Origin of the sequence: Escherichia sp. E4742 (assembly GCF_005843885.1) — a bacterium.
Lineage (GTDB): Bacteria > Pseudomonadota > Gammaproteobacteria > Enterobacterales > Enterobacteriaceae > Escherichia.
Window position 1 is genome coordinate 1,881,918 of the sequence record NZ_CP040443.1, and the last position, 20,053, is coordinate 1,901,970.

At 50.9% G+C, this 20,053-nt stretch carries 19 protein-coding genes; 6 read left to right on the plus strand and 13 right to left on the minus strand.

Annotation, left to right across the window (positions count from 1 at the left end):
* Positions 1-121 precede the first annotated feature (121 nt).
* From fdnG to fdhE, 4 genes are read left to right on the plus strand one after another with little or no spacing between them, the layout of a single operon-like run.
* Positions 122-3,172, plus strand: coding sequence for a formate dehydrogenase-N subunit alpha (fdnG, locus tag FEM44_RS09135; protein WP_130209998.1), 3,051 nt, complete (start codon positions 122-124; stop codon positions 3,170-3,172).
* A gap of 12 nt (positions 3,173-3,184) precedes the next feature.
* Positions 3,185-4,087: a formate dehydrogenase O subunit beta gene (gene fdoH / locus FEM44_RS09140; protein WP_000331377.1), complete on the plus strand. Its 903-nt coding sequence runs from the start codon at positions 3,185-3,187 to the stop codon at positions 4,085-4,087.
* Positions 4,084-4,719: a formate dehydrogenase cytochrome b556 subunit gene (gene fdoI, locus FEM44_RS09145; protein ID WP_000829031.1), complete on the plus strand. Its 636-nt coding sequence runs from the start codon at positions 4,084-4,086 to the stop codon at positions 4,717-4,719. The genes fdoH and fdoI overlap by 4 nt, the downstream gene beginning before the upstream one ends.
* Positions 4,716-5,645, plus strand: coding sequence for a formate dehydrogenase accessory protein FdhE (gene fdhE / locus FEM44_RS09150; RefSeq protein WP_135522555.1), 930 nt, complete (start codon positions 4,716-4,718; stop codon positions 5,643-5,645). The genes fdoI and fdhE overlap by 4 nt, the downstream gene beginning before the upstream one ends.
* A 329-nt stretch (positions 5,646-5,974) precedes the next feature.
* On the opposite strand, the gene FEM44_RS09155 is transcribed toward fdhE, so the two are convergent.
* The 12 genes from FEM44_RS09155 to yihU all read right to left on the minus strand — a co-directional run bounded on the left by FEM44_RS09155 (position 5,975) and on the right by yihU (position 16,739).
* On the minus strand, positions 5,975-6,217 hold the full coding sequence (locus FEM44_RS09155) for a CopG family transcriptional regulator (protein ID WP_135522554.1): 243 nt from the start codon (positions 6,215-6,217) through the stop codon (positions 5,975-5,977).
* Positions 6,218-6,437: 220 nt separating this feature from the next.
* The gene (locus FEM44_RS09160) at positions 6,438-6,656 is read right to left on the minus strand and encodes a CopG family transcriptional regulator (RefSeq protein WP_001314326.1); all 219 of its coding nucleotides are present in this window, start codon (positions 6,654-6,656) and stop codon (positions 6,438-6,440) included.
* Positions 6,657-7,048: 392 nt separating this feature from the next.
* The gene (gene fabY, locus FEM44_RS09175) at positions 7,049-7,990 is read right to left on the minus strand and encodes a fatty acid biosynthesis protein FabY (protein WP_001297068.1); all 942 of its coding nucleotides are present in this window, start codon (positions 7,988-7,990) and stop codon (positions 7,049-7,051) included.
* 44 nt (positions 7,991-8,034) lie between these two features.
* On the minus strand, positions 8,035-8,472 hold the full coding sequence (dtd, locus tag FEM44_RS09180; RefSeq protein WP_000560983.1) for a D-aminoacyl-tRNA deacylase: 438 nt from the start codon (positions 8,470-8,472) through the stop codon (positions 8,035-8,037).
* A complete protein-coding gene (locus tag FEM44_RS09185; RefSeq protein ID WP_000920721.1) occupies positions 8,469-9,341 on the minus strand; it encodes a virulence factor BrkB family protein in 873 nt (290 codons plus the stop codon). Before FEM44_RS09185 ends, dtd begins: the two co-directional genes overlap by 4 nt.
* Positions 9,335-9,934, minus strand: a complete 600-nt coding sequence (yihX, locus tag FEM44_RS09190; RefSeq protein WP_135522553.1) for a glucose-1-phosphatase — start codon at positions 9,932-9,934, stop codon at positions 9,335-9,337. The genes FEM44_RS09185 and yihX overlap by 7 nt, the downstream gene beginning before the upstream one ends.
* 140 nt (positions 9,935-10,074) lie before the next feature.
* Positions 10,075-10,962 carry an aldose 1-epimerase gene (locus FEM44_RS09195; RefSeq protein WP_135522552.1) on the minus strand — a complete coding sequence of 296 codons (888 nt, stop codon included), beginning with the start codon at positions 10,960-10,962 and terminating at the stop codon, positions 10,075-10,077.
* The gene (locus FEM44_RS09200; protein WP_105283807.1) at positions 10,952-12,301 is read right to left on the minus strand and encodes an MFS transporter; all 1,350 of its coding nucleotides are present in this window, start codon (positions 12,299-12,301) and stop codon (positions 10,952-10,954) included. The genes FEM44_RS09195 and FEM44_RS09200 overlap by 11 nt, the downstream gene beginning before the upstream one ends.
* A gap of 101 nt (positions 12,302-12,402) precedes the next feature.
* Positions 12,403-13,836: an MFS transporter gene (locus FEM44_RS09205; protein WP_135522551.1), complete on the minus strand. Its 1,434-nt coding sequence runs from the start codon at positions 13,834-13,836 to the stop codon at positions 12,403-12,405.
* A 69-nt stretch (positions 13,837-13,905) separates the two neighbouring features.
* Positions 13,906-14,916 carry a zinc-dependent alcohol dehydrogenase gene (locus FEM44_RS09210; protein ID WP_135522550.1) on the minus strand — a complete coding sequence of 337 codons (1,011 nt, stop codon included), beginning with the start codon at positions 14,914-14,916 and terminating at the stop codon, positions 13,906-13,908.
* 32 nt (positions 14,917-14,948) lie between these two features.
* Complete coding sequence (locus tag FEM44_RS09215; protein WP_135522549.1) at positions 14,949-15,836, minus strand: aldolase; 888 nt, start codon at positions 15,834-15,836, stop codon at positions 14,949-14,951.
* Positions 15,837-15,860: 24 nt separating this feature from the next.
* Positions 15,861-16,739 carry a sulfolactaldehyde 3-reductase gene (gene yihU / locus FEM44_RS09220; protein WP_135405259.1) on the minus strand — a complete coding sequence of 293 codons (879 nt, stop codon included), beginning with the start codon at positions 16,737-16,739 and terminating at the stop codon, positions 15,861-15,863.
* A gap of 172 nt (positions 16,740-16,911) precedes the next feature.
* On the opposite strand from yihU, the gene FEM44_RS09225 reads away from it, so the two are divergent.
* Together FEM44_RS09225 and FEM44_RS09230 are read left to right on the plus strand one after the other, a co-directional pair.
* On the plus strand, positions 16,912-17,808 hold the full coding sequence (locus FEM44_RS09225) for a sugar kinase (protein WP_135405538.1): 897 nt from the start codon (positions 16,912-16,914) through the stop codon (positions 17,806-17,808).
* A gap of 39 nt (positions 17,809-17,847) precedes the next feature.
* Positions 17,848-18,636 (plus strand): DeoR/GlpR family DNA-binding transcription regulator, encoded by a 789-nt coding sequence (locus tag FEM44_RS09230; RefSeq protein WP_000022286.1) that lies wholly within the window; start codon positions 17,848-17,850, stop codon positions 18,634-18,636.
* A 110-nt stretch (positions 18,637-18,746) separates the two neighbouring features.
* Here the strand turns inward: FEM44_RS09230 and FEM44_RS09235 are convergent, their stop codons facing one another.
* The gene (locus FEM44_RS09235; RefSeq protein WP_135522548.1) at positions 18,747-20,012 is read right to left on the minus strand and encodes an MFS transporter; all 1,266 of its coding nucleotides are present in this window, start codon (positions 20,010-20,012) and stop codon (positions 18,747-18,749) included.
* Positions 20,013-20,053 lie beyond the last annotated feature (41 nt).

Genomic DNA, 20,053 nt, shown 5'->3' on the forward strand with positions numbered 1-20,053 from the left:
GAAATTGAGCCAATTCTGGACCTTTGCGGCCCCTTCCGCAAAGAAAAATAACTCCCACTCCCTGCACACTCAGCAAGCGAATGTAAATGGGACGTGACAATGTCGAAACAAGGAGCAATCCATGCAGGTCAGCAGAAGGCAGTTCTTTAAGATCTGCGCTGGCGGTATGGCAGGCACCACGGCAGCGGCACTGGGTTTTGCACCCAGCGTAGCACTCGCGGAAACCCGGCAGTATAAACTGCTGCGCACCCGCGAAACCCGTAATACCTGCACCTATTGTTCCGTAGGCTGTGGGCTGTTGATGTACAGCCTCGGTGACGGAGCAAAAAACGCCAAAGCATCTATCTTCCATATCGAAGGCGATCCGGATCACCCGGTCAACCGCGGTGCACTTTGTCCGAAAGGCGCTGGCCTGGTGGATTTCATCCACTCCGAAAGCCGTCTGAAGTTCCCGGAATACCGTGCGCCAGGTTCTGATAAATGGCAGCAAATCAGTTGGGAAGAGGCGTTTGATCGCATCGCCAAACTGATGAAAGAAGACCGCGATGCTAACTACATTGCGCAAAACGCCGAAGGCGTGACAGTTAACCGCTGGCTCTCCACCGGGATGCTGTGTGCTTCCGCGTCGAGTAACGAAACCGGCTATTTAACGCAAAAATTCTCCCGAGCGCTGGGTATGCTCGCGGTCGACAACCAGGCGCGTGTCTGACACGGACCAACGGTAGCAAGTCTTGCTCCAACATTTGGTCGCGGTGCGATGACCAACCACTGGGTCGACATCAAGAACGCCAACCTCGTCGTGGTGATGGGCGGTAATGCCGCTGAAGCTCACCCGGTAGGGTTCCGCTGGGCGATGGAAGCCAAAATTCACAACGGCGCGAAGCTGATTGTGATCGATCCTCGCTTTACGCGTACGGCGGCGGTGGCTGACTACTATGCCCCTATTCGTTCCGGTACTGATATTGCTTTCCTGTCAGGCGTATTGCTGTACCTGCTGAACAATGAAAAATTCAACCGCGAATACACCGAAGCCTATACCAACGCCAGCCTGATCGTGCGTGAGGATTACGGCTTTGAAGATGGCCTGTTCACCGGCTACGACGCGGAAAAACGCAAGTACGATAAATCCAGCTGGACCTACGAACTAGACGAAAACGGCTTCGCCAAACGCGATACCACGCTGCAACATCCACGCTGCGTGTGGAACTTGCTGAAACAGCACGTTTCCCGCTACACGCCAGATGTGGTTGAAAACATCTGTGGTACGCCAAAAGACGCGTTCCTGAAAGTCTGCGAATACATCGCAGAAACCAGTGCTCACGATAAAACCGCCTCGTTCCTTTACGCGCTCGGCTGGACGCAACACTCCGTTGGCGCGCAGAACATCCGCACGATGGCGATGATCCAGCTGCTGCTCGGCAATATGGGCATGGCAGGCGGCGGCGTTAACGCCCTGCGCGGTCACTCCAATATTCAGGGGCTGACGGACCTGGGGCTGCTGTCGCAGAGCCTGCCAGGTTACATGACGCTGCCGAGCGAGAAGCAGACCGATCTGCAAACCTACCTCGCCGCCAGCACGCCGAAACCTCTGCTGGAAGGCCAGGTTAACTACTGGAGCAACTACCCGAAATTCTTCGTCTCAATGATGAAGGCCTTCTTTGGCGATAAAGCAACGGCGGAAAATAGCTGGGGCTTTGACTGGTTGCCGAAGTGGGATAAAGGCTACGACGTCCTGCAATACTTCGAGATGATGAAAGAGGGCAAGGTCAATGGCTATATCTGCCAGGGCTTTAACCCGGTTGCCTCATTCCCGAACAAAAACAAAGTGATCGGTTGTCTGTCGAAACTGAAGTTCCTCGTCACCATCGACCCGCTGAACACTGAAACCTCCAACTTCTGGCAGAACCACGGTGAGCTGAACGAAGTTGACTCGTCGAAGATCCAGACCGAAGTGTTCCGTCTGCCATCGACCTGCTTCGCGGAAGAGAACGGTTCTATCGTTAACTCAGGTCGCTGGTTGCAGTGGCACTGGAAAGGTGCGGACGCCCCGGGGATTGCGCTGACCGACGGCGAGATCCTCTCCGGTATCTTCCTGCGCTTGCGCAAGATGTATGCCGAACAGGGTGGTGCTAACCCGGACCAGGTGCTGAACATGACCTGGAACTACGCCATTCCTCATGAGCCATCTTCAGAAGAAGTGGCGATGGAGAGCAACGGTAAAGCGCTGGCCGATATTACCGATCCGGCAACCGGTGCGGTTATCGTCAAGAAAGGCCAACAACTTAGCTCGTTCGCCCAACTGCGCGATGACGGTACGACTTCCTGTGGCTGCTGGATTTTCGCCGGTAGCTGGACGCCGGAAGGCAACCAGATGGCACGCCGTGATAACGCCGATCCGTCTGGCCTCGGTAACACGCTGGGCTGGGCATGGGCATGGCCGCTTAACCGCCGCATCCTGTATAACCGCGCCTCCGCTGACCCGCAGGGCAACCCATGGGACCCGAAACGTCAGTTGCTGAAATGGGACGGCACCAAGTGGACTGGCTGGGATATTCCGGACTACAGCGCAGCGCCTCCGGGCAGTGGCGTCGGGCCGTTTATCATGCAGCAGGAAGGCATGGGGCGTCTGTTTGCCCTCGATAAGATGGCGGAAGGACCGTTCCCGGAACACTACGAGCCGTTTGAAACGCCGCTGGGGACTAACCCGCTGCATCCAAACGTTATCTCGAACCCGGCTGCACGTATCTTTAAAGACGACGCCGAAGCATTGGGTAAAGCCGATAAGTTCCCGTATGTCGGAACCACCTATCGTCTGACCGAACACTTCCACTACTGGACCAAACACGCGCTGTTGAACGCGATTTTGCAACCAGAGCAGTTTGTGGAAATCGGGGAGTCGCTGGCGAATAAACTTGGCATTGCCCAGGGTGATACCGTGAAAGTCTCCTCCAACCGTGGCTATATCAAAGCCAAAGCGGTGGTGACCAAACGTATACGCACGCTGAAAGCAAATGGCAAAGATATCGATACCATCGGCATTCCGATTCACTGGGGCTATGAAGGCGTAGCTAAAAAAGGCTTTATTGCCAATACGTTAACGCCATTCGTCGGTGACGCGAACACGCAGACGCCGGAGTTTAAATCCTTCCTTGTGAATGTGGAAAAGGTGTAACGGAGACGACATATGGCTTATCAATCGCAAGATATCATTCGTCGTTCCGCGACTAACGGTCTGACCCCCGCGCCTCAGGCGCGGGATTTCCAGGAAGAAGTGGCGAAACTCATCGACGTCACCACCTGTATCGGCTGTAAAGCCTGTCAGGTGGCGTGTTCAGAGTGGAACGATATTCGCGATACCGTCGGCAATAACATTGGGGTGTACGACAACCCCAATGATTTAAGCGCCAAATCGTGGACGGTGATGCGCTTCTCGGAAGTGGAGCAGAACGACAAACTGGAATGGCTGATCCGCAAAGACGGCTGTATGCACTGTTCCGATCCGGGCTGCCTGAAAGCGTGCCCGGCGGAAGGGGCAATTATTCAGTATGCCAACGGTATCGTCGACTTCCAGTCTGAGCAGTGCATTGGCTGCGGTTATTGCATTGCGGGCTGTCCGTTCGACATTCCGCGCCTCAACCCGGAAGACAACCGCGTCTACAAATGTACGCTGTGCGTTGACCGCGTGGTGGTTGGGCAAGAACCGGCCTGTGTGAAGACCTGCCCGACGGGTGCGATTCACTTCGGTACGAAAGAGTCGATGAAAACGCTGGCGAGCGAGCGCGTGGCTGAACTGAAAACCCGCGGTTACGACAATGCGGGTCTGTATGATCCGGCGGGCGTTGGTGGTACACACGTCATGTACGTGCTGCACCATGCTGACAAGCCAAATCTGTATCATGGTTTGCCGGAGAACCCGGAAATCAGCGAAACCGTGAAATTCTGGAAAGGCATCTGGAAACCGCTCGCAGCTGTTGGCTTTGCGGCTACCTTCGCAGCCAGTATCTTCCACTACGTGGGTGTCGGTCCGAACCGTGCGGATGAGGAAGAGAACAATCTGCACGAAGAGAAAGACGAGGAGCGCAAATGAAACGACGTGACACCATCGTGCGCTACACCGCGCCGGAACGTATCAACCACTGGGTAACCGCCTTCTGCTTCATCCTGGCAGCGGTGAGCGGGCTGGGCTTTTTGTTCCCGTCCTTCAACTGGTTGATGCAAATCATGGGCACACCGCAGCTGGCGCGAATTCTGCACCCGTTTGTCGGCGTGGTTATGTTTGCCTCGTTCATCATCATGTTTTTCCGTTACTGGCATCACAACCTAATCAATCGGGATGATATCTTTTGGGCGAAGAATATTCGTAAGATCGTCGTCAACGAGGAAGTAGGTGACACCGGGCGTTATAACTTCGGTCAGAAATGCGTTTTCTGGGCGGCGATTATTTTCCTGGTTCTGCTGCTGGTGAGCGGCGTGATTATCTGGCGTCCTTATTTTGCGCCTGCTTTCTCAATCCCGGTGATCCGATTCGCGTTAATGCTGCATTCATTTGCCGCAGTGGCGTTAATTGTGGTTATCATGGTGCATATCTACGCCGCCCTTTGGGTGAAAGGCACGATTACCGCCATGGTGGAAGGATGGGTTACCAGCGCCTGGGCGAAGAAACATCACCCGCGCTGGTACCGTGAGGTCCGCAAGACAACGGAAAAGAAAGCTGAATGAGTATTCGCATAATCCCGCAAGATGAGCTGGGTTCGAGCGAGAAACGTACGGCGGATATGATTCCGCCGTTATTGTTCCCTCGGCTCAAGAATTTATACAACCGCCGCGCCGAGCGCCTGCGCGAGCTGGCAGAAAATAATCCGCTGGGTGATTACCTGCGCTTTGCTGCGCTTATCGCCCACGCCCAGGAAGTGGTGCTGTACGACCATTCGCTGGAGATGGATCTGACCGCGCGCATTAAAGAAGCCAGCGCACAAGGCAAGCCCCCGCTGGATATTCACGTTCTGCCGCGTGATAAGCACTGGCAAAAGCTGCTGATGGCGCTGATTGCTGAGCTGAAACCTGAAATGAGCGGCCCGGCGCTGGCAGTGATTGAGAATCTGGAGAAGGCATCGACTCAGGAGCTGGAAGATATGGCCAGCGCACTGTTTGCCTCTGATTTCTCGTCCGTCAGCAGCGATAAAGCGCCGTTTATCTGGGCTGCACTGTCGCTCTACTGGGCGCAGATGGCCAATCTGATCCCCGGCAAAGCCCGCGCTGAATACGGCGAACAACGTCAATATTGCCCGGTTTGTGGTTCTATGCCTGTGTCCAGCATGGTGCAAATTGGCACCACTCAGGGGCTGCGTTACCTGCACTGCAACCTGTGTGAAACCGAATGGCACGTAGTGCGCGTAAAATGCAGCAACTGCGAGCAGAGTGGCAAACTGCACTACTGGTCGCTGGATGACGAACAGGCCGCGATTAAAGCCGAAAGCTGCGATGACTGCGGCACTTACCTGAAGATTCTTTATCAGGAAAAAGAACCGAAAGTTGAAGCCGTGGCAGATGACCTCGCCTCTCTGGTCCTGGACGCACGAATGGAGCAAGAAGGCTACGCGCGTAGCTCCATCAACCCGTTCCTGTTCCCGGGTGAAGGAGAGTAATCTCTGACGTTTTCCGGGTGGCGCTGGTCGCCCGGATTACAGCTCATAGGGTGTGACGACACCATCTCTCGTATTCCGCGTTACCCATTCAAGATCATGCCGCAAGTGTCTGTTTGCCTCGTTCTTCCCTCCAACACATCGATAAGGTTATTGGTATGTCACTGATGACAAGCGCAAGATTGCCTGATGCGCTGCGCTTATCAGGCCTACCAGTAAACCGCAATACATTGAATTTGCAGTACTTTATTTGCAGGTTAAGGCGTTCACGCCGCATCCGGCATGAACAACGCGCACGTTGTCAGCAATCTGATTGATATCATTTTTTCCCATTACCATTCCTCGCGCAGCTTACACTGGTATTCGACACCATCTTCCTCACGCCCTTGCCATATGCCAAAAGCACTGGTTCTTGCTGTTTGCGATTGATTTACCAGGTATTGATCTACCGCTTCCCGTAATAGCTCCGCACGAGGAAGATTACGCTGCACCTCAAGATCATCAAGTTGCTTAATCACCTCATTCGATAAATCGAGTAAAATTCTGCCCATATCCATACCTGCCAGAGAGTTCATAAATATCTCGCCAATATCATTTTTGAATCTATGGGGAGAAAAGTACCTTTGTCGAATGCTTAAAGAAAGCTCATTTACGCATCACTTTTTATTTTTGCGAGGCGTTTTCCAGATATGATGTAACAGTTGCAGTTATTATAAGTTCAGGTAAAACAACCTTGTATTAATACCAGAATAAGGGCATCTGTTCTTTATATTCAAGAATGAAAAAATCTTTTTGTCATTCCTTATGCTGCTTACATAGTTCTTCAACACCAACTGCCTCGTCCCTTTGCCTGCCGCCTTTTGCCTTACGCACCGGAAATTGCTGCCGCTCCAGATATTGCTCTACCGCTTCGCGTAAAATTGCAGATCGCGAAACTTTACGCCAGCCCCTGAGCTTATTCAGTCGTTTAATTGCCTCTTCTGATAAATGAAGAAAAACCGTATTCATCGCCATTGCCACCACCTTACATATATTACTCATTAATGTATGTGCGAAAACTACGCCGAAAAATTAATTAACGAAAGCTGATCTTTGCATATTGTTTTGTTTTTGCGAGACGTTTTCCAAAGATAATGCAACAGTTGCAGTTATTTCAATTACGACTCTTAATTAGGCGGAATCGCATCCACAGAAAAGCAACAACAAATAATAAGGATGAGCTATGGGTGCTATGAATATATTATATTCAAGGATATTTGTTTTTTTGATTTGGTCTTCATTTACATCATCAGGATAGTGTACCCGAAAAAATTCAGCGTATTTAACGCATCAGGCTTAAGATAAAATTTATCACCCATCGCAGACCGGTCAGTGCCGCCACCAACCGGTATTTAATTAAAACGCCCCTACTCTTCTTCGTTCCCGCCCTCTTCATACGGGCCAAATGGCTTCGCGGGCAGAACGATATACGTACCTTCAAACACCGCACCCGGCGTCTCGTCGCCAAAGATTTCGACCTGCATCTGCACCCGTGCTTTTCGTCCGCGCGCCAGACGGTCGAGATCGCCGCTTAAGGCACCGAGGTCGGCTACCGCATGAGGTTTGCCGCTAATCGGCTTGCTGTAGCGGATATGCGCATCCGCCAGAATAATCGTTCCGCCGAGGTGGCGTTCGCGCAGCATCAGCCAGATAAGCCCCCAACCGGTGAGCGTTGCCAGTGAGAATAAACTCCCGGCAAAAAGCGTATGATGCGGATTCTGATTGCCGGTTTCCGGCATGGTGGTGATAAATTTTTGCCCGGTATATTGCTGAATGCGCACGCCCATTTTTTCACTAAGCGGGATGTGTTCATACCACGCTTGTTGCAACTGCGCGCACCAGTCGCCGCGATGCAGAATGTCATCCAGAGTAGCGACAGGTTTAATCATCAAAAAATGGCGAATCGGCGTGGTGGTTGGCGTGGTGATCTCTCCCTGATTAACAAACCCCAGTTTGGCAAAAAACTCCACCGCGTCTTCACGGGCGCTGCAGGTCACGCGCTTAACGCCTTCCTGGCGCGCTACCGACTCCAGGGTCATCGCCATCAGCGTTCCCAGCCCTTTGTCCTGCACGTCGGGATGAACAGCCATAAAGCGAATGGACGCTTCGTTATCGGCATTAATATACAGCCGCCCTACTGCCACCAGATTACCCTGCTCGTCGACGACCATCTGGTGATGCGCCATCGCATCCCACGCGTCGCGTTCCGAACCTTTTGGTTGATGCAGGGGCTTACGCAACATTTCCCAGCGGAACTGATAGTAGCGCTCTAATTCTTCTTCTGTTTGTGGAACCCGAAGGTGATACATAGCGATACTCTCTCTTGTTTCCCGTGACACACCTGGAAGCTGGCTCATACCTGCAACCAGAATGTCACGGGACCATCATTGACCAGCGATACCTGCATATCCGCAGCGAAGCGTCCTGTTTGCGTGTTCATCTCCTGCTGACGGCAGCGTTCGACGAAATAGTCATATAACGCCTCTGCGCGATCCGGTGATGCGCCTTTGGAGAAACTTGGGCGCATCCCCCGTTCGGTATCTGCGGCGAGGGTAAACTGGGAAACTACCAGCACACTACCGCCCGCCTGTTGCACGTTGAGGTTCATCTTGCCTTCGGCATCGCTGAAGATACGATAGCCGAGCACACGCTCGCACAGACGGTTTGCTTTCTGTTCGTCGTCATCCTTTTCGACACCCAATAACACCAAAAGTCCCGCGCCAATTTCGCCCGTCACTTCTCCCTCCACGGTGACGCTGGCACGGGTTACGCGTTGAATTAATGCAATCATGGTTCGTCGTCTTCTTCTTGTTCAGCTGCTTGTTTTAGTTTGCGGTATTCCCCGAGAGTGACAGTAATTTCCGCGCCAAGCAAGACGATACACCATGTCCAGTACACCCAGACAAAGAGAATGGGGATCACCGCCAGCACGCCGTAAATGAGCTGATATGACGGGAACATGGTGATATAAAGCGCGAAACCTTTCTTTCCGGCTTCGAACAGGAGTGCGGCGACAAACGCGCCGACAATAGCATCGCGATTCGGCACGCGGATGGTGGGAACGATGCTGTAAAGCAACCAAAAGGAGATCCACGACAACAGCAGCGGAAAAATACGCAGCACATTGTCGATGACAGTATTGAGATCGCTCGCCCAGCGCAGGGAGAGCAGATAGGAACTGATCGCCAGACTGGCCCCCGCCAACAGAGGCCCTAACGTCAGGATCATCCAGTACACAGCAAACGAGTAAATTTTTGGCCGTACCCGTTTACTTCGCCAGATGGCATTCAATGCGCTATCAATGGAATACATCAACAATAACGCCGTGACGATCAGGCCACATGCCCCGACGGCGGTCATCTTGTTGGAATTGGCAACAAACTGTTCGATATATTGCTGGATAACATCGCCGGTGGCAGGCAGAAAGTTAGCGAAAATAAAGTGACGCAACTGAATGCTGACGTCGGAAAACATGGGAAAAGCGGCGAAAAGCGCAAAAACAACGGCAACCAGCGGCACTAATGAGAGCAACGACACATAGGCAAGGTTACCTGCCAGGGTTGTCATGTTGTCCTCATTAATGCGTTGCCAGAGTAGTTTCAGCCAGGCCCATAGCGGACGGGTACGATGCCTGGCTTTTTCATGGATGGTTTTTAGCATAACACCTTCGCGAAATAGTCCGGGATGGTGGTTTTATCTTTCACCTGAATGCTGGTAATGCCTAACTGATTAGCCCCTTCTATATTATCGGCGTTATCGTCGAAAAAGACTGTATCGCTGGGTGAAAAACCTTCTGCCTGCAAAACATGCTGGTAAATTCGCGCTTCAGGTTTGCGCATGCCCAGATCTTGCGAAAGATAGATATAGTCAGCAGCATCACGGATTTCCGGGTATTCCTCCGGCCAGAAGGTAGTATGCAGGCGGTTGGTATTGGAAAGCACCACCACGCGATGCCCCTGCTCACGCAGTTTATGCATGATGGCGATCACTTCCGGGCGCAGCGCGACAAACACCGCCTGCCAGCCGTGGGAGAACTGCTCGTAGCTTAGCGGTAGAGCCATCTCATGGCACATCGCCTCTGCGAACGCTTCGTCGCTAATTTCCCCGCGCTCATGCTGATGAAACGCCTCCCCCATATGGAAACTCTTCTTCAGAGATGCCAGCGGAACACGCGTTAAATCGCTCCAGGTTCCCAGCACACGGTTAAAGTCGATATCGACAATCACATTACCTAAATCAAAGATATAGAGCATTTTTGCCTCCTTTCTCGCCACAGGAAATTAACTGTAGCGGGAAAGGAGGGGTTTGGCTATGTGGCAATAAGGGTAATCTTGTGATGCTGATTGCGAAAAAGCAGAGTAATTTCACTGGCTTTTTCGCAATAGATGAATGGTTAAGATTCAGGTGTAAATTGCCAACGAGTTTCGATGACCAGCGGCTTCTCTGGCGTCACCAATTCTGGCGTTAAATTTATTGCGTTAGGTGCCTGGGTAAGCGGATTAACACAGGTAGCATCAGGCTGTTTATCAAATACCACCAGACTGTTTGCAGAAGAGGTCATGGTCATCGCGAGTTTACCTGGCCACAGTAACTTAACCTTCATCCTGTCATAAAAACCAAAACAGTCATCCCAGGGACCGGCTTGAGGAGAGATGCGATTTCCTGTTGGCAGTTCATCACTACCCGCTTCTTCTTGCCAGTCCGCATCAAAAAGCACCTGCAACGATTCTGTACTTTGCGGAGTCAGCTTTTTAGCAAACCACGGATGCCAGCCTGCAGAGGCCGGGAATGTATCGGCATGTGAATGGATTTCCAGTTGCAAAACCAGCGCATCATTCTCCAGCAAAAAAGTCTGAACCACTTCCCCTTGCCAGGGCCACGGTGAAGCCAGGGGCATACGTAAAGTCAGGGAATCTGTTGTTTTGTCGATGATTTCCCACGTTGAGTAACAAGCCATACCATGCAATGCATGTGGTGGTTTATTGGCGGGTAAAGAATAACATTGCCCACCAGCATTCAGCGTCGCGTTCCCCAGTCGCCCTGCCCACGGCACCATTGGAAAACAGCCGTACTGAAAAGCTCTGCGTTGCGGCTGCCATTGGCGTAATACTTCAGAACCAAATGCCTGTAACGAGGTTATCCTGGCACCATCATGCGGATAAATCTGTAGGCGAATATTGCCTTTTTCCAGCGTAACAAACTCTCCTACAGGACCAGGCCAGGGCGCGTCAAATGCGAGCTGTAGCGCCTGGTGATGTTCGTTTTTCCGTTCAGTTTTCATGAGATTGTTCCCTGATGTAGCGGTAAGAAGCGGTTTCTTGTTCATCGGTCGGCTCAATCAGCCAGACGCAAACAAAAGAAAGAACTGAGACAGCAAATAAAAACAGGGCGACATACCACGGCTTTCCTCCCCCTAGCGCCAGCAAACTTGAGGCGATAAGAGGGCTTAATCCGCCAAGAATCGCGGAAAATTGATAGGCAAAAGAAAGGCCGGTATATCGTACTTTGGTGCCGAACATGCGGGTGAAGAGTGTCGGCTGCACGGCGAACATCATCGTCGGGCCTAAGTTATAGCCGAGGATCATACTGCACCAGATGATGAGCGTACTTTTACTATCCAGCAATAAGAAGAAAGGAAACGCGAACAGGACACAAAATCCCGCGCCTGATAAATACAGACATTTTTGACCTATACGATCTGATAACCATCCAACCAATGGGCAACTGAAAATACCGATCGCCGAGGCAATCAACATACCCGTCAGGGGAATATCTCGCGATAATGCTAATTGGCTGGAAATATAAACAATACCAAAGGCGTTAATAATATTGGAAGAGACACTCTCCGCCAGCCTCGCGCCCAGCGCTAATAAAATATTTCGCGGATGTTTTTTGAATAATTCAATCAACGGAGGAACAGACTTTTCTTTATTATTCGTCGTTTTTTGCTTTTGAAAATCCAGTGTCTCCTCAGTATGCAGGCGGATAAATAATCCAACGATCAACATCACCGCAGAAAGCCAGAACGGAATACGCCATCCCCAGGAGAGAAACTGTTCCTGAGTCAGTAAATGGTTACAGAGCGCAAAAACACCGGTTGCCAGCATAATCCCCACTGATGCAGCCGTTTGTGGGAGCGAACCTAAAAAACCGCGCCGGGATTCGGGCGCAGATTCAATGGTCATTAATGCCGCTCCGCCATACTCGCCACCAAGACCAAAGCCCTGAATTAAACGCAGCGCCATTAATATGAGCGGTGCCCAGATCCCAATTTCCTGATACGTCGGAATAAAACCAATCAAAAATGTGGAGCAACCGACAATAGCCAGTGTCCAGATAAGTGTTATTTTTCGCCCAATTTTATCGCCAAAATGGCCAAAGACGATGCCACCTAAGGGACGAGTCAAAAAACCAACGCCAAAGGTCGCAAAGGAGGCTATAAGACCTATAAAAGGATCGCTGTTCGGGAAAAAAAGCGGAGCAAATACCAGCCCTGCTGCCGTGCCAAAAATAAAGAAGTCATACCATTCCATCAACGCGCCCGCGAAACTGCCCATAACGACACGTCTCATGGCTTTACCGGAAAGTCCTTCTCGCGGTGTGGGTAACGTTTCAGACATCATTTTCCTCTCCTGGTCGGCGAGAAATTGGGGAATAACCCACTACAAAGTGGGCAGTCTGATAAATACGCGCATCGGCCTGATGCCGATACGCGTTATGTTTATTTGTTCAATTCCGCCAGAACTTCCGCGTCTTCGGCATCCACATTCGCCCCCAAAGGTTCCCAATTAATCAATACGCAGGTCAGGAATCCCAGGAATGGCACAATTGCCAACCAGTAAAACGCTTCAGTTTTCAACGCACCCCACAGCATCGGCCAGAAAATAAGCCCGGCAATCGCACCGGTGCGCATAATCGCGCGGGCAAATCCGACCCCTGTAGGGCGAATAGCAGGAGGATAAGAGAGTGTGGCAATGGTCATACCCAGCCCACCAGGACCCGCTGAATGGAAGAAAATAATTGATCCCAATAACCCTAAAGACAGCCAGGGATTAGTCGTTGCCAGCGCGCCTAACGACAGTAATGCTAAGGTCACAACGGCAAATCCATACATTGACTGTCGGCGAGTACCCAGTCGTTGGAGAATAAACGAGCCGATCATCCCGCCAGTCACCCCACAAAGGGCATTCACGACGGCAGAACCCGTCAACGCGCCAGTAAGCCCGCCACTTATTATTCCCGCCAACGTAAGAGGAAGATAAACACCTACGGCGTTATATTGCCACGCCTGCATGGTTGCCACGACACAGCCGAGGATGGTGCGTTTACGGTAACGATCATTAAATAAGATGCCATATCCACCACTGTATTTATTCTCTGCTTTTTCCGAGGATCTGGCTTCTGCTTTACCCGGTGCCGCAACGCAAGCCTGAACACCATAACGTTTTCTCAGGATGTCGCAGGCTTCCTGGTAACGCCCGACGCGTGCGGCCCACATTGCGGATTCACCAATAAAGAAGTAACGCAAAACCATGAAGATGACTGCGAAAATAGCTCCGATGAATATTCCGTAACGCCACAACTGTTCTTCAGCGATACCCGACAGAAGCAGTGGCAAAAGCACCAAATAAACAACAGTTGTCGAAACATACCAGGCCATTTGCCAGAGGTTGACCGACGTTCCGGTTTTCTTCGACGTTGAACCACGAAGCTCTGCCACGGCATTGGTTGCCAAAGGGAAGTCGATGCCTAAACCAAAGCCCATGATGACGCGACACACCAGCACCCACCAGATACTGGGCGCAATAGCTACCGCTGCAGCACCGATGGTGCACAGCCCCATGCCAATAATAAATGCTCGCTTTTGCCCAAAGCGGTTTATTACTCGGTTCGCTAATAAACCGCCAATTAACGCGGCGATTAATACTGACGCATTAACGGTTGCGGCAAGGCCCGGCGAAATGCCAAATTGAGCGGCAATATATTTATTACCAAACCCCACCATCGCCGCCTGGTAGGCATCAATCAATATGCCGCCTAAAGCGATAAAGATAACGCCGATGCTGGTGTTGATTGCAGAGTTCTTATTAACAATATCAATTACGTCCTGTGGACGACTAATTGAATAAGTTGCAGGACTGGTGATTTGACTCATCGCAGTGTCCTTTTTAATTGTTGTAGGGTGGCGCTGACGTGACGCAGCGCCAGACAGAGATTTAGAAAATCATTCCGGCGCAAATTGCAGCATGACCTTTATGGAGTCATTTTGCTGCGCGCGTTCGAATGCCGCCGCTGCATCCTCAATGGCAAATAAATCGGTAACCAGTTCACTGGTATCAAACCGCCCATCCGCCAGCCATTCGATAACGGCATCGAAATCTTCAGGGATGTACATGCCAGAGTTGAGCAAGTCACGCTCGAAACGTTGCATCATCGGTAGCGGTATTTCTCGCGGCCCACTCGGCACCCCCATGCACACAACGGTGCCTCCGGCATACACACGGGTACAGGCATCATTAAGCGTGGCCTGCGCTGCAACAACATCAATCGCCCCCGTAAATCGCACATCTGCGGCCAGTTCCCCTGGTGCCCACACTTCTGCAGCCCCTAGTTTTAACGCCAGTTCGCGTTTAGCAGCGTCAGGTTCAATCACGGTGATCTTTCCTGCTCTCATAATGCGCAGTGCCTGCACGATGGATAAGCCAATCGTTCCGGCACCAATAACCAGTACGCTTTCCAGAGAAGCCTTCGGCATCCGGTTAACACAATGGCGAGCACAAGCCGCCGGTTCGGCAAAGGCCAACACTTTTAGCGGTAAAGAGGCTGGTGCAACATGGCAATTACGCGCAGGAACAATGTGCTGTGAGCGAGCAAAGCCCGGCGCGCGAAAACCGGCAACCTGCGGTGGTTCACAAAGATTAAAACGTCCTGCTTTGCAGGCTCGGCATTCCATGCAAGCCATGATGGGATCGACCACAACATGATCGCCCGGCTGTACATTTTTAACGTCGCTGCCAACTTCCGTAACGCGCGCTGCAATTTCATGACCGGGGACGACAGGCGGTTTGGCAAACGGATGACCGCCTTTCAGAACATGCAGATCCGAACCGCATATCCCGTAGAACACGGGCGCAATCCGTACTTCGTGCGGTTTAAGTTGCTGGTGTGGTACTTCAACATATTGAGTGGTGACTTTCCCAATATCTGAAAATAAAACCTGGGTAATTTTATCCATTGTTATTCTCCAGAATCGATATCCATAGGGGATTAGCGTTGCGCGATACCTTCATCGATAATTTCAGCCAGCCGTTGCAAGCGTGGAACGGAGACATCGCGCAGCATAGTTTGTGGATCTTGTGCACCAACAACCGACGCCCAAACCGCTCGTCCAGCCAGGAAGCCCGACGCACCACCTTTCATGGCAATACTTACCGCGCGGCCAAAAATATCGGCATCAACGCCAGAAGAAAGAATTACCCACGGCATCTTCATCTGATCGTTAAGTTTCTGACAGGCGGCAAGTAAGATTTTTTCATCGCCTTTGCCCCCTAATGGCATCTCGGCTTTGTAAAGGTCAGCCTCTGTTCCACCAAGCTCTGCGGCGGCGGCAACAATGGCGCTTTCACGATCAAAGGCCCAACCGCGACGAGGTGGACGCACCACAGGTTCAATAATGCTAACCAGCCCGGCACTACGGCAGCGACGAACAAATTTATCAACCATTGCCAGACGTTCCTCTGCGGGTTCATCTTCACGCCAGAGCACAAGTAATTTCATCGCCTTAGCTCCCATTTCACGGGCTTTATGCGGGTCGACGGACATATCTATTTCAACGCTATCAACCGGGATGCCATTACCTGGGATAAAAAGATCGGCAGCGACAATCAGGCCGCAAGAATTAGCAACAGCGCCCTGCTCGACTATTTGCTCAAGACAAAATTGTTTATCCGCCAGAACGGCAGAAGCATAAGGAGAAAGGATTCGGGTCGCGGCAACTTTAAAATCGGTGAGTACACTGTCGGCGATGGGTTTTGGCTGCCCTGCTGCCGCAAACATCAGGCGCATGGCTTCACGCTGATCGACAGCTAACATGGCGAATCCACCACCTGGGCGGGAGATATCTTTCAGCGTGTATGGGGTGAAGTGGGATGACATAGAAACTCCTGTTAATAGATAAAATTAAAGACCAGCCTGCTGGCGAACCTGATTTAGCAGGGCGCTCCAGTCCTGCCGCCCTTTGCCGTCTTGACTTGCTGCGGCGTAATAACTTTCTGCTGCAATCCCCATATTGAGCGGCGCCCCCGTTTCCCGGGCGACGTCAACTGCAATACGCAGATCTTTCAATGCCAGGTCCACCATGAAGGCGGGAGAAAGATCGCCTTTCAGCACTTTGCCAGGCCAGGTGGTCGTAAAATGTCCTTTCCCTGCTGCCGTACCACTCATCACCTTAATTGCGACATCAAGATTTAATCCCAGTGACTCACATAACACAGCGGCTTCGGAGGACAGCGCATTAAGCGCAATGCTCATATAGTTGTTAATTAGCTTCACACGGATCCCCATTCCTGGGCCGCCAGCCTCAACCAGCTCATTACCCATGCACATGAGAATCGGGCGTGCACGCGCAATCTGCTCATCAGTGCCACCCGCTAAAATCAGCAATGTGCCATCAATCGCATTCACGGACGTTCTGCCCACGGGGGCGTCCATCATACTGATGCCTTTTTCTTGTAATTCCCGTATTAATGCATCGGTCTGTAAGGGATGAATAGTCGACATATCAATCACTAACGCGTCAGATGAAACAGTCTCACAGACGCCTTTTTCCCCCAACAGCACCTGTCGAACAATGTCACCATTGGGAAGCATAGTGATGATAAATTCAGCGCCTGCTGCCGCTTCCGCTGGGGTTTGTGCCGCAGTGGCCCCCTGCGTAACTAGCGCATCGACGGCTTGTGCATTGACATCAAATACCTGCAATGAATGCCCTTTTTGCAATAGATTGTTAGCCATTGGGCTACCCATCTGCCCCAACCCTAGAAATGCAATGGTTGCCATGAATGCTCTCCTGTCTGACATTGACAAAATAATGACAATTAAAAATTCGTTTTCGTCTGTTTTTGAGCATATTTGTAATTTATGTTCAAAAACACGACACACATCACTAATTTGATCATTTGTGTCATTTAAATTGACCAAAGACGACAAAATTAAACAGGACAAGACAAATATGACCAGAATTGCATGCGTGGGTATCACAGTTCAGGACAGGATTTATTCTTTGCCCACTCTGCCGGAGGGCGGCGGAAAATATCAGGCAAATCATTATCTTGAGATTGGTGGCGGCCCGGCAGCAACAGCCGCTGTTGCAATCGCAAAGCTTGGCGTGGAGGTTGATTTCATCGGTCGCGTCGGCGATGACAGTTGTGGAAATACCTTACTTGCAGAACTTGAGGGTTGGGGCGTCAATACCGCATTTTGCCGCCGATATCCTAACGCCCGTTCGTCGCAATCAGCGATCCTCGTTGATCAGCATGGCGAACGGATTATCGTTAATTATCCAAGTCCCGATCTCGGTACTGATGCCGAATGGTTAGAAGCGATCGATTTCTCTCGTTATGATCTGATTCTGGCCGATGTTCGCTGGCATAGCGGTACTGAAAAAGCATTCTCGCTAGCGCGCCTTGCGGGTGTGACAACACTTTTAGATGCCGATATGACACCGCAGGATATTTCTCCACTTGTCGCGCTTGCCGATCATGCTGTGTTCTCTACGCCAGGGCTGAAACGTATGACTGGCCTTCAGTCACCTGAAGAAAGCTTGTACCAGGCAACGACACAAACAGCAGGTAAAGTGTATGTCACGCTGGGTTCTGAAGGTTCGTTGTGGATTGAAGATGATCATTTGTGTCAACAGGAGGCATTTTCTGTCAATGTGGTTGATACCACTGGAGCAGGCGATGTTTTTCACGGTGCACTCGCGGTAGCGTTGGCAGAAAAAATGCCAACAAAAGAGGCTATTCGTTTTGCCAGTGCGGTTGCCGCGATGAAATGTACCCAGCCTGGCGGTCGGGCTGGCATTCCTAATCGTGAGCAAACCGAATCATTTTTGTCACTTTATGCGTAAAATGGTAAACATCTACCGAGGAGGGGCAAGGGAGTATTCATGAGTATCATCGAAGTGACAGGTAATCCACGCCATGACCAACTCGTTCATCTAATCGCAGAACGCGGTTATATGAATATTGAAGAACTGGCACAACTGCTGGATGTTTCAACGCAAACCGTGCGCCGGGATATCCGAAAACTCAGTGAGCAGGGGTTGATCACCCGTCATCATGGAGGGGCCGGGCGCGTCTCCAGCGTCATGAATACCGCTTTTGAGCAACGGGAACTTTCGCTCACCGCCGAGAAACGGGCGATCGCTGAGGCGGTCGCCGATTACCTTCCCGAACGCTGTACCGTCTTTATCACCATCGGTACAACCGTAGAAGCCGTTGCCAGGGCATTACTCAACCGTCGTGATTTACGCATTATCACTAACAGCCTGCGTGTGGCACAGATTCTTTATAAGAATCAGGATATTGAAGTGATGGTGCCGGGAGGCACTTTACGCGCCCATAACGGCGGGATTATCGGCCCAGGAGCCGTGGATTTTATTGAAGGTTTTCGCGCAGACTATTTAATCACCAGTATTGGTGCCATTGAGCATGACGGCACCCTGCTGGAATTTGATGTCAATGAAGCGTTAGTCGCGAGAACGATGATTAAACATGCGAGGAATACATTGCTAGTGGCAGACCATACTAAGTTTGCCGCGTCTGCTGCTGTTTCAATTGGCAATGCGCGGAATGTCAGGGCTTTTTTTACTGATGCCCCACCTCCCAATTCTTTCTGCCAGTTGTTAAGTGAAGAGAATGTTGAACTGGTGGTTGCCGAGCAGGAAGTATCCTGAAATTGAAACTTCGAAAAATCCGCTGGGGATTCAGCGGATTTTGTTTTGCCGGATGCGGCCTACGGTTGATATGGTTTTCGTTGGCCGGATTAAGCACATCCGGCCATTAATTAAGCTTCAGCCGCCAGCATCTCTTTCTTACGCTGACTAATTCGCTTAACCAACATTACGGAAACCACCGCACCGCAGAATGCGAAGCAGGCCATAATGCCAAACACGATTTTGTAGCCAATAATCCCCGGATTTAAATCCAGAATGTAGCCATACAGACTGAAGCAGAACATCGCCGGGGCATAACCAATAAAACTACCCAACGCCATTGCCGCGCCTGTTTTATTTTCAGCAATTTTCGCTTCGCCAATAGGCGCAAAGAATACGGCACGCTGTGTAAAGACTATCGCGCCAAAGCCCAGCGTACATGCCATCCCTAAATATACCGGCATACTTTCGTGCGGCAGCATAATCAACAGTACGAGCGCAGCGGTACTGATGATAAAGGTGTAGCACAGATATTTACTCGGTGATTTCAGGATCTTATCTGAAATCATGCCACCAATCGGTCCACCGATCATTTTCAGACAGTATTGGTTAATGATGCCGTAAGCCCCCACCAGCGCAACGGGCAGTAGATAGATGTTTTTCAGGAATGGAATGAAGAATGTCAGGCCACAGTAAACCGCGTAAACGAAGAAGACGTTGAAAGCGATAAGCCAGATGGTTTTGTCTTTCAGCACCGAGGTCATACTAGTGTTTTGCGATGCTTCGTCTTCTTTTTTCGCCTCCACGGACGGTGCCTCTTCTTTGTCATTGAGTACAAAGAAAATGATAATGCCCACGGCAATCACAATAAGGGAATAGAACCAAATGCCCGCTTTAAAGCCCAATAAGCCACTGCCAAACCAGGTAAATACTGCCAACGCAGAAAATGCCACCACGGTATCGACAATGCCACGCCCTGTTTCGAAGAAGCCAAACAAACGACCTTGTTGTTCGCTATTGCCCAATCGACTTACCGACTTGAGCAAGACCGGCCAGTTCATCATGTCGCAGGTAACGCCAAATAGCGCCCAGACAAAGAGGATGCCCCAATATCCCGGCATTGTTGTCAAATAAACACCCAGTAATCCCGTCGCAATGAGTGAGAGTGACATGGTGTATCTGCGCGGTAGTTTATCGGCAAAATAAATAGACAGAAAAAAGCCCACTGTGGTGACAAATGAGTTTACCGACATAGCATTACCAATTTGACCATTAGTCAAATGGAAATATTCCTGCATCGGGATATAAAACGCATCTTTCAGCGACGGTAATTTATAAATTGTACCGCCACACAGTGTTAATAGACTAAATAACGCCCATTTCTTTTTCGTGAGCATAACATCCCCTAAGCGATTTTTAAAATCACTGTTTTAAAGGC

What these genes read in the sequence shown, in the direction of transcription:
- fdoH (WP_000331377.1), top strand. Translation starts at nt 3,185, where the DNA reads ATGGCTTATCAATCGCAAGATATCATTCGTCGTTCCGCGACTAACGGT.
- fdoI (WP_000829031.1), top strand. Translation starts at nt 4,084, where the DNA reads ATGAAACGACGTGACACCATCGTGCGCTACACCGCGCCGGAACGTATC.
- fdhE (WP_135522555.1), top strand. Translation starts at nt 4,716, where the DNA reads ATGAGTATTCGCATAATCCCGCAAGATGAGCTGGGTTCGAGCGAGAAA.
- FEM44_RS09155 (WP_135522554.1), bottom strand. Translation starts at nt 6,217, where the DNA reads ATGAACTCTCTGGCAGGTATGGATATGGGCAGAATTTTACTCGATTTA.
- FEM44_RS09160 (WP_001314326.1), bottom strand. Translation starts at nt 6,656, where the DNA reads ATGGCGATGAATACGGTTTTTCTTCATTTATCAGAAGAGGCAATTAAA.
- fabY (WP_001297068.1), bottom strand. Translation starts at nt 7,990, where the DNA reads ATGTATCACCTTCGGGTTCCACAAACAGAAGAAGAATTAGAGCGCTAC.
- dtd (WP_000560983.1), bottom strand. Translation starts at nt 8,472, where the DNA reads ATGATTGCATTAATTCAACGCGTAACCCGTGCCAGCGTCACCGTGGAG.
- FEM44_RS09185 (WP_000920721.1), bottom strand. Translation starts at nt 9,341, where the DNA reads ATGCTAAAAACCATCCATGAAAAAGCCAGGCATCGTACCCGTCCGCTA.
- yihX (WP_135522553.1), bottom strand. Translation starts at nt 9,934, where the DNA reads ATGCTCTATATCTTTGATTTAGGTAATGTGATTGTCGATATCGACTTT.
- FEM44_RS09195 (WP_135522552.1), bottom strand. Translation starts at nt 10,962, where the DNA reads ATGAAAACTGAACGGAAAAACGAACATCACCAGGCGCTACAGCTCGCA.
- FEM44_RS09200 (WP_105283807.1), bottom strand. Translation starts at nt 12,301, where the DNA reads ATGTCTGAAACGTTACCCACACCGCGAGAAGGACTTTCCGGTAAAGCC.
- FEM44_RS09205 (WP_135522551.1), bottom strand. Translation starts at nt 13,836, where the DNA reads ATGAGTCAAATCACCAGTCCTGCAACTTATTCAATTAGTCGTCCACAG.
- FEM44_RS09210 (WP_135522550.1), bottom strand. Translation starts at nt 14,916, where the DNA reads ATGGATAAAATTACCCAGGTTTTATTTTCAGATATTGGGAAAGTCACC.
- FEM44_RS09215 (WP_135522549.1), bottom strand. Translation starts at nt 15,836, where the DNA reads ATGTCATCCCACTTCACCCCATACACGCTGAAAGATATCTCCCGCCCA.
- yihU (WP_135405259.1), bottom strand. Translation starts at nt 16,739, where the DNA reads ATGGCAACCATTGCATTTCTAGGGTTGGGGCAGATGGGTAGCCCAATG.
- FEM44_RS09225 (WP_135405538.1), top strand. Translation starts at nt 16,912, where the DNA reads ATGACCAGAATTGCATGCGTGGGTATCACAGTTCAGGACAGGATTTAT.
- FEM44_RS09230 (WP_000022286.1), top strand. Translation starts at nt 17,848, where the DNA reads ATGAGTATCATCGAAGTGACAGGTAATCCACGCCATGACCAACTCGTT.
- FEM44_RS09235 (WP_135522548.1), bottom strand. Translation starts at nt 20,012, where the DNA reads ATGCTCACGAAAAAGAAATGGGCGTTATTTAGTCTATTAACACTGTGT.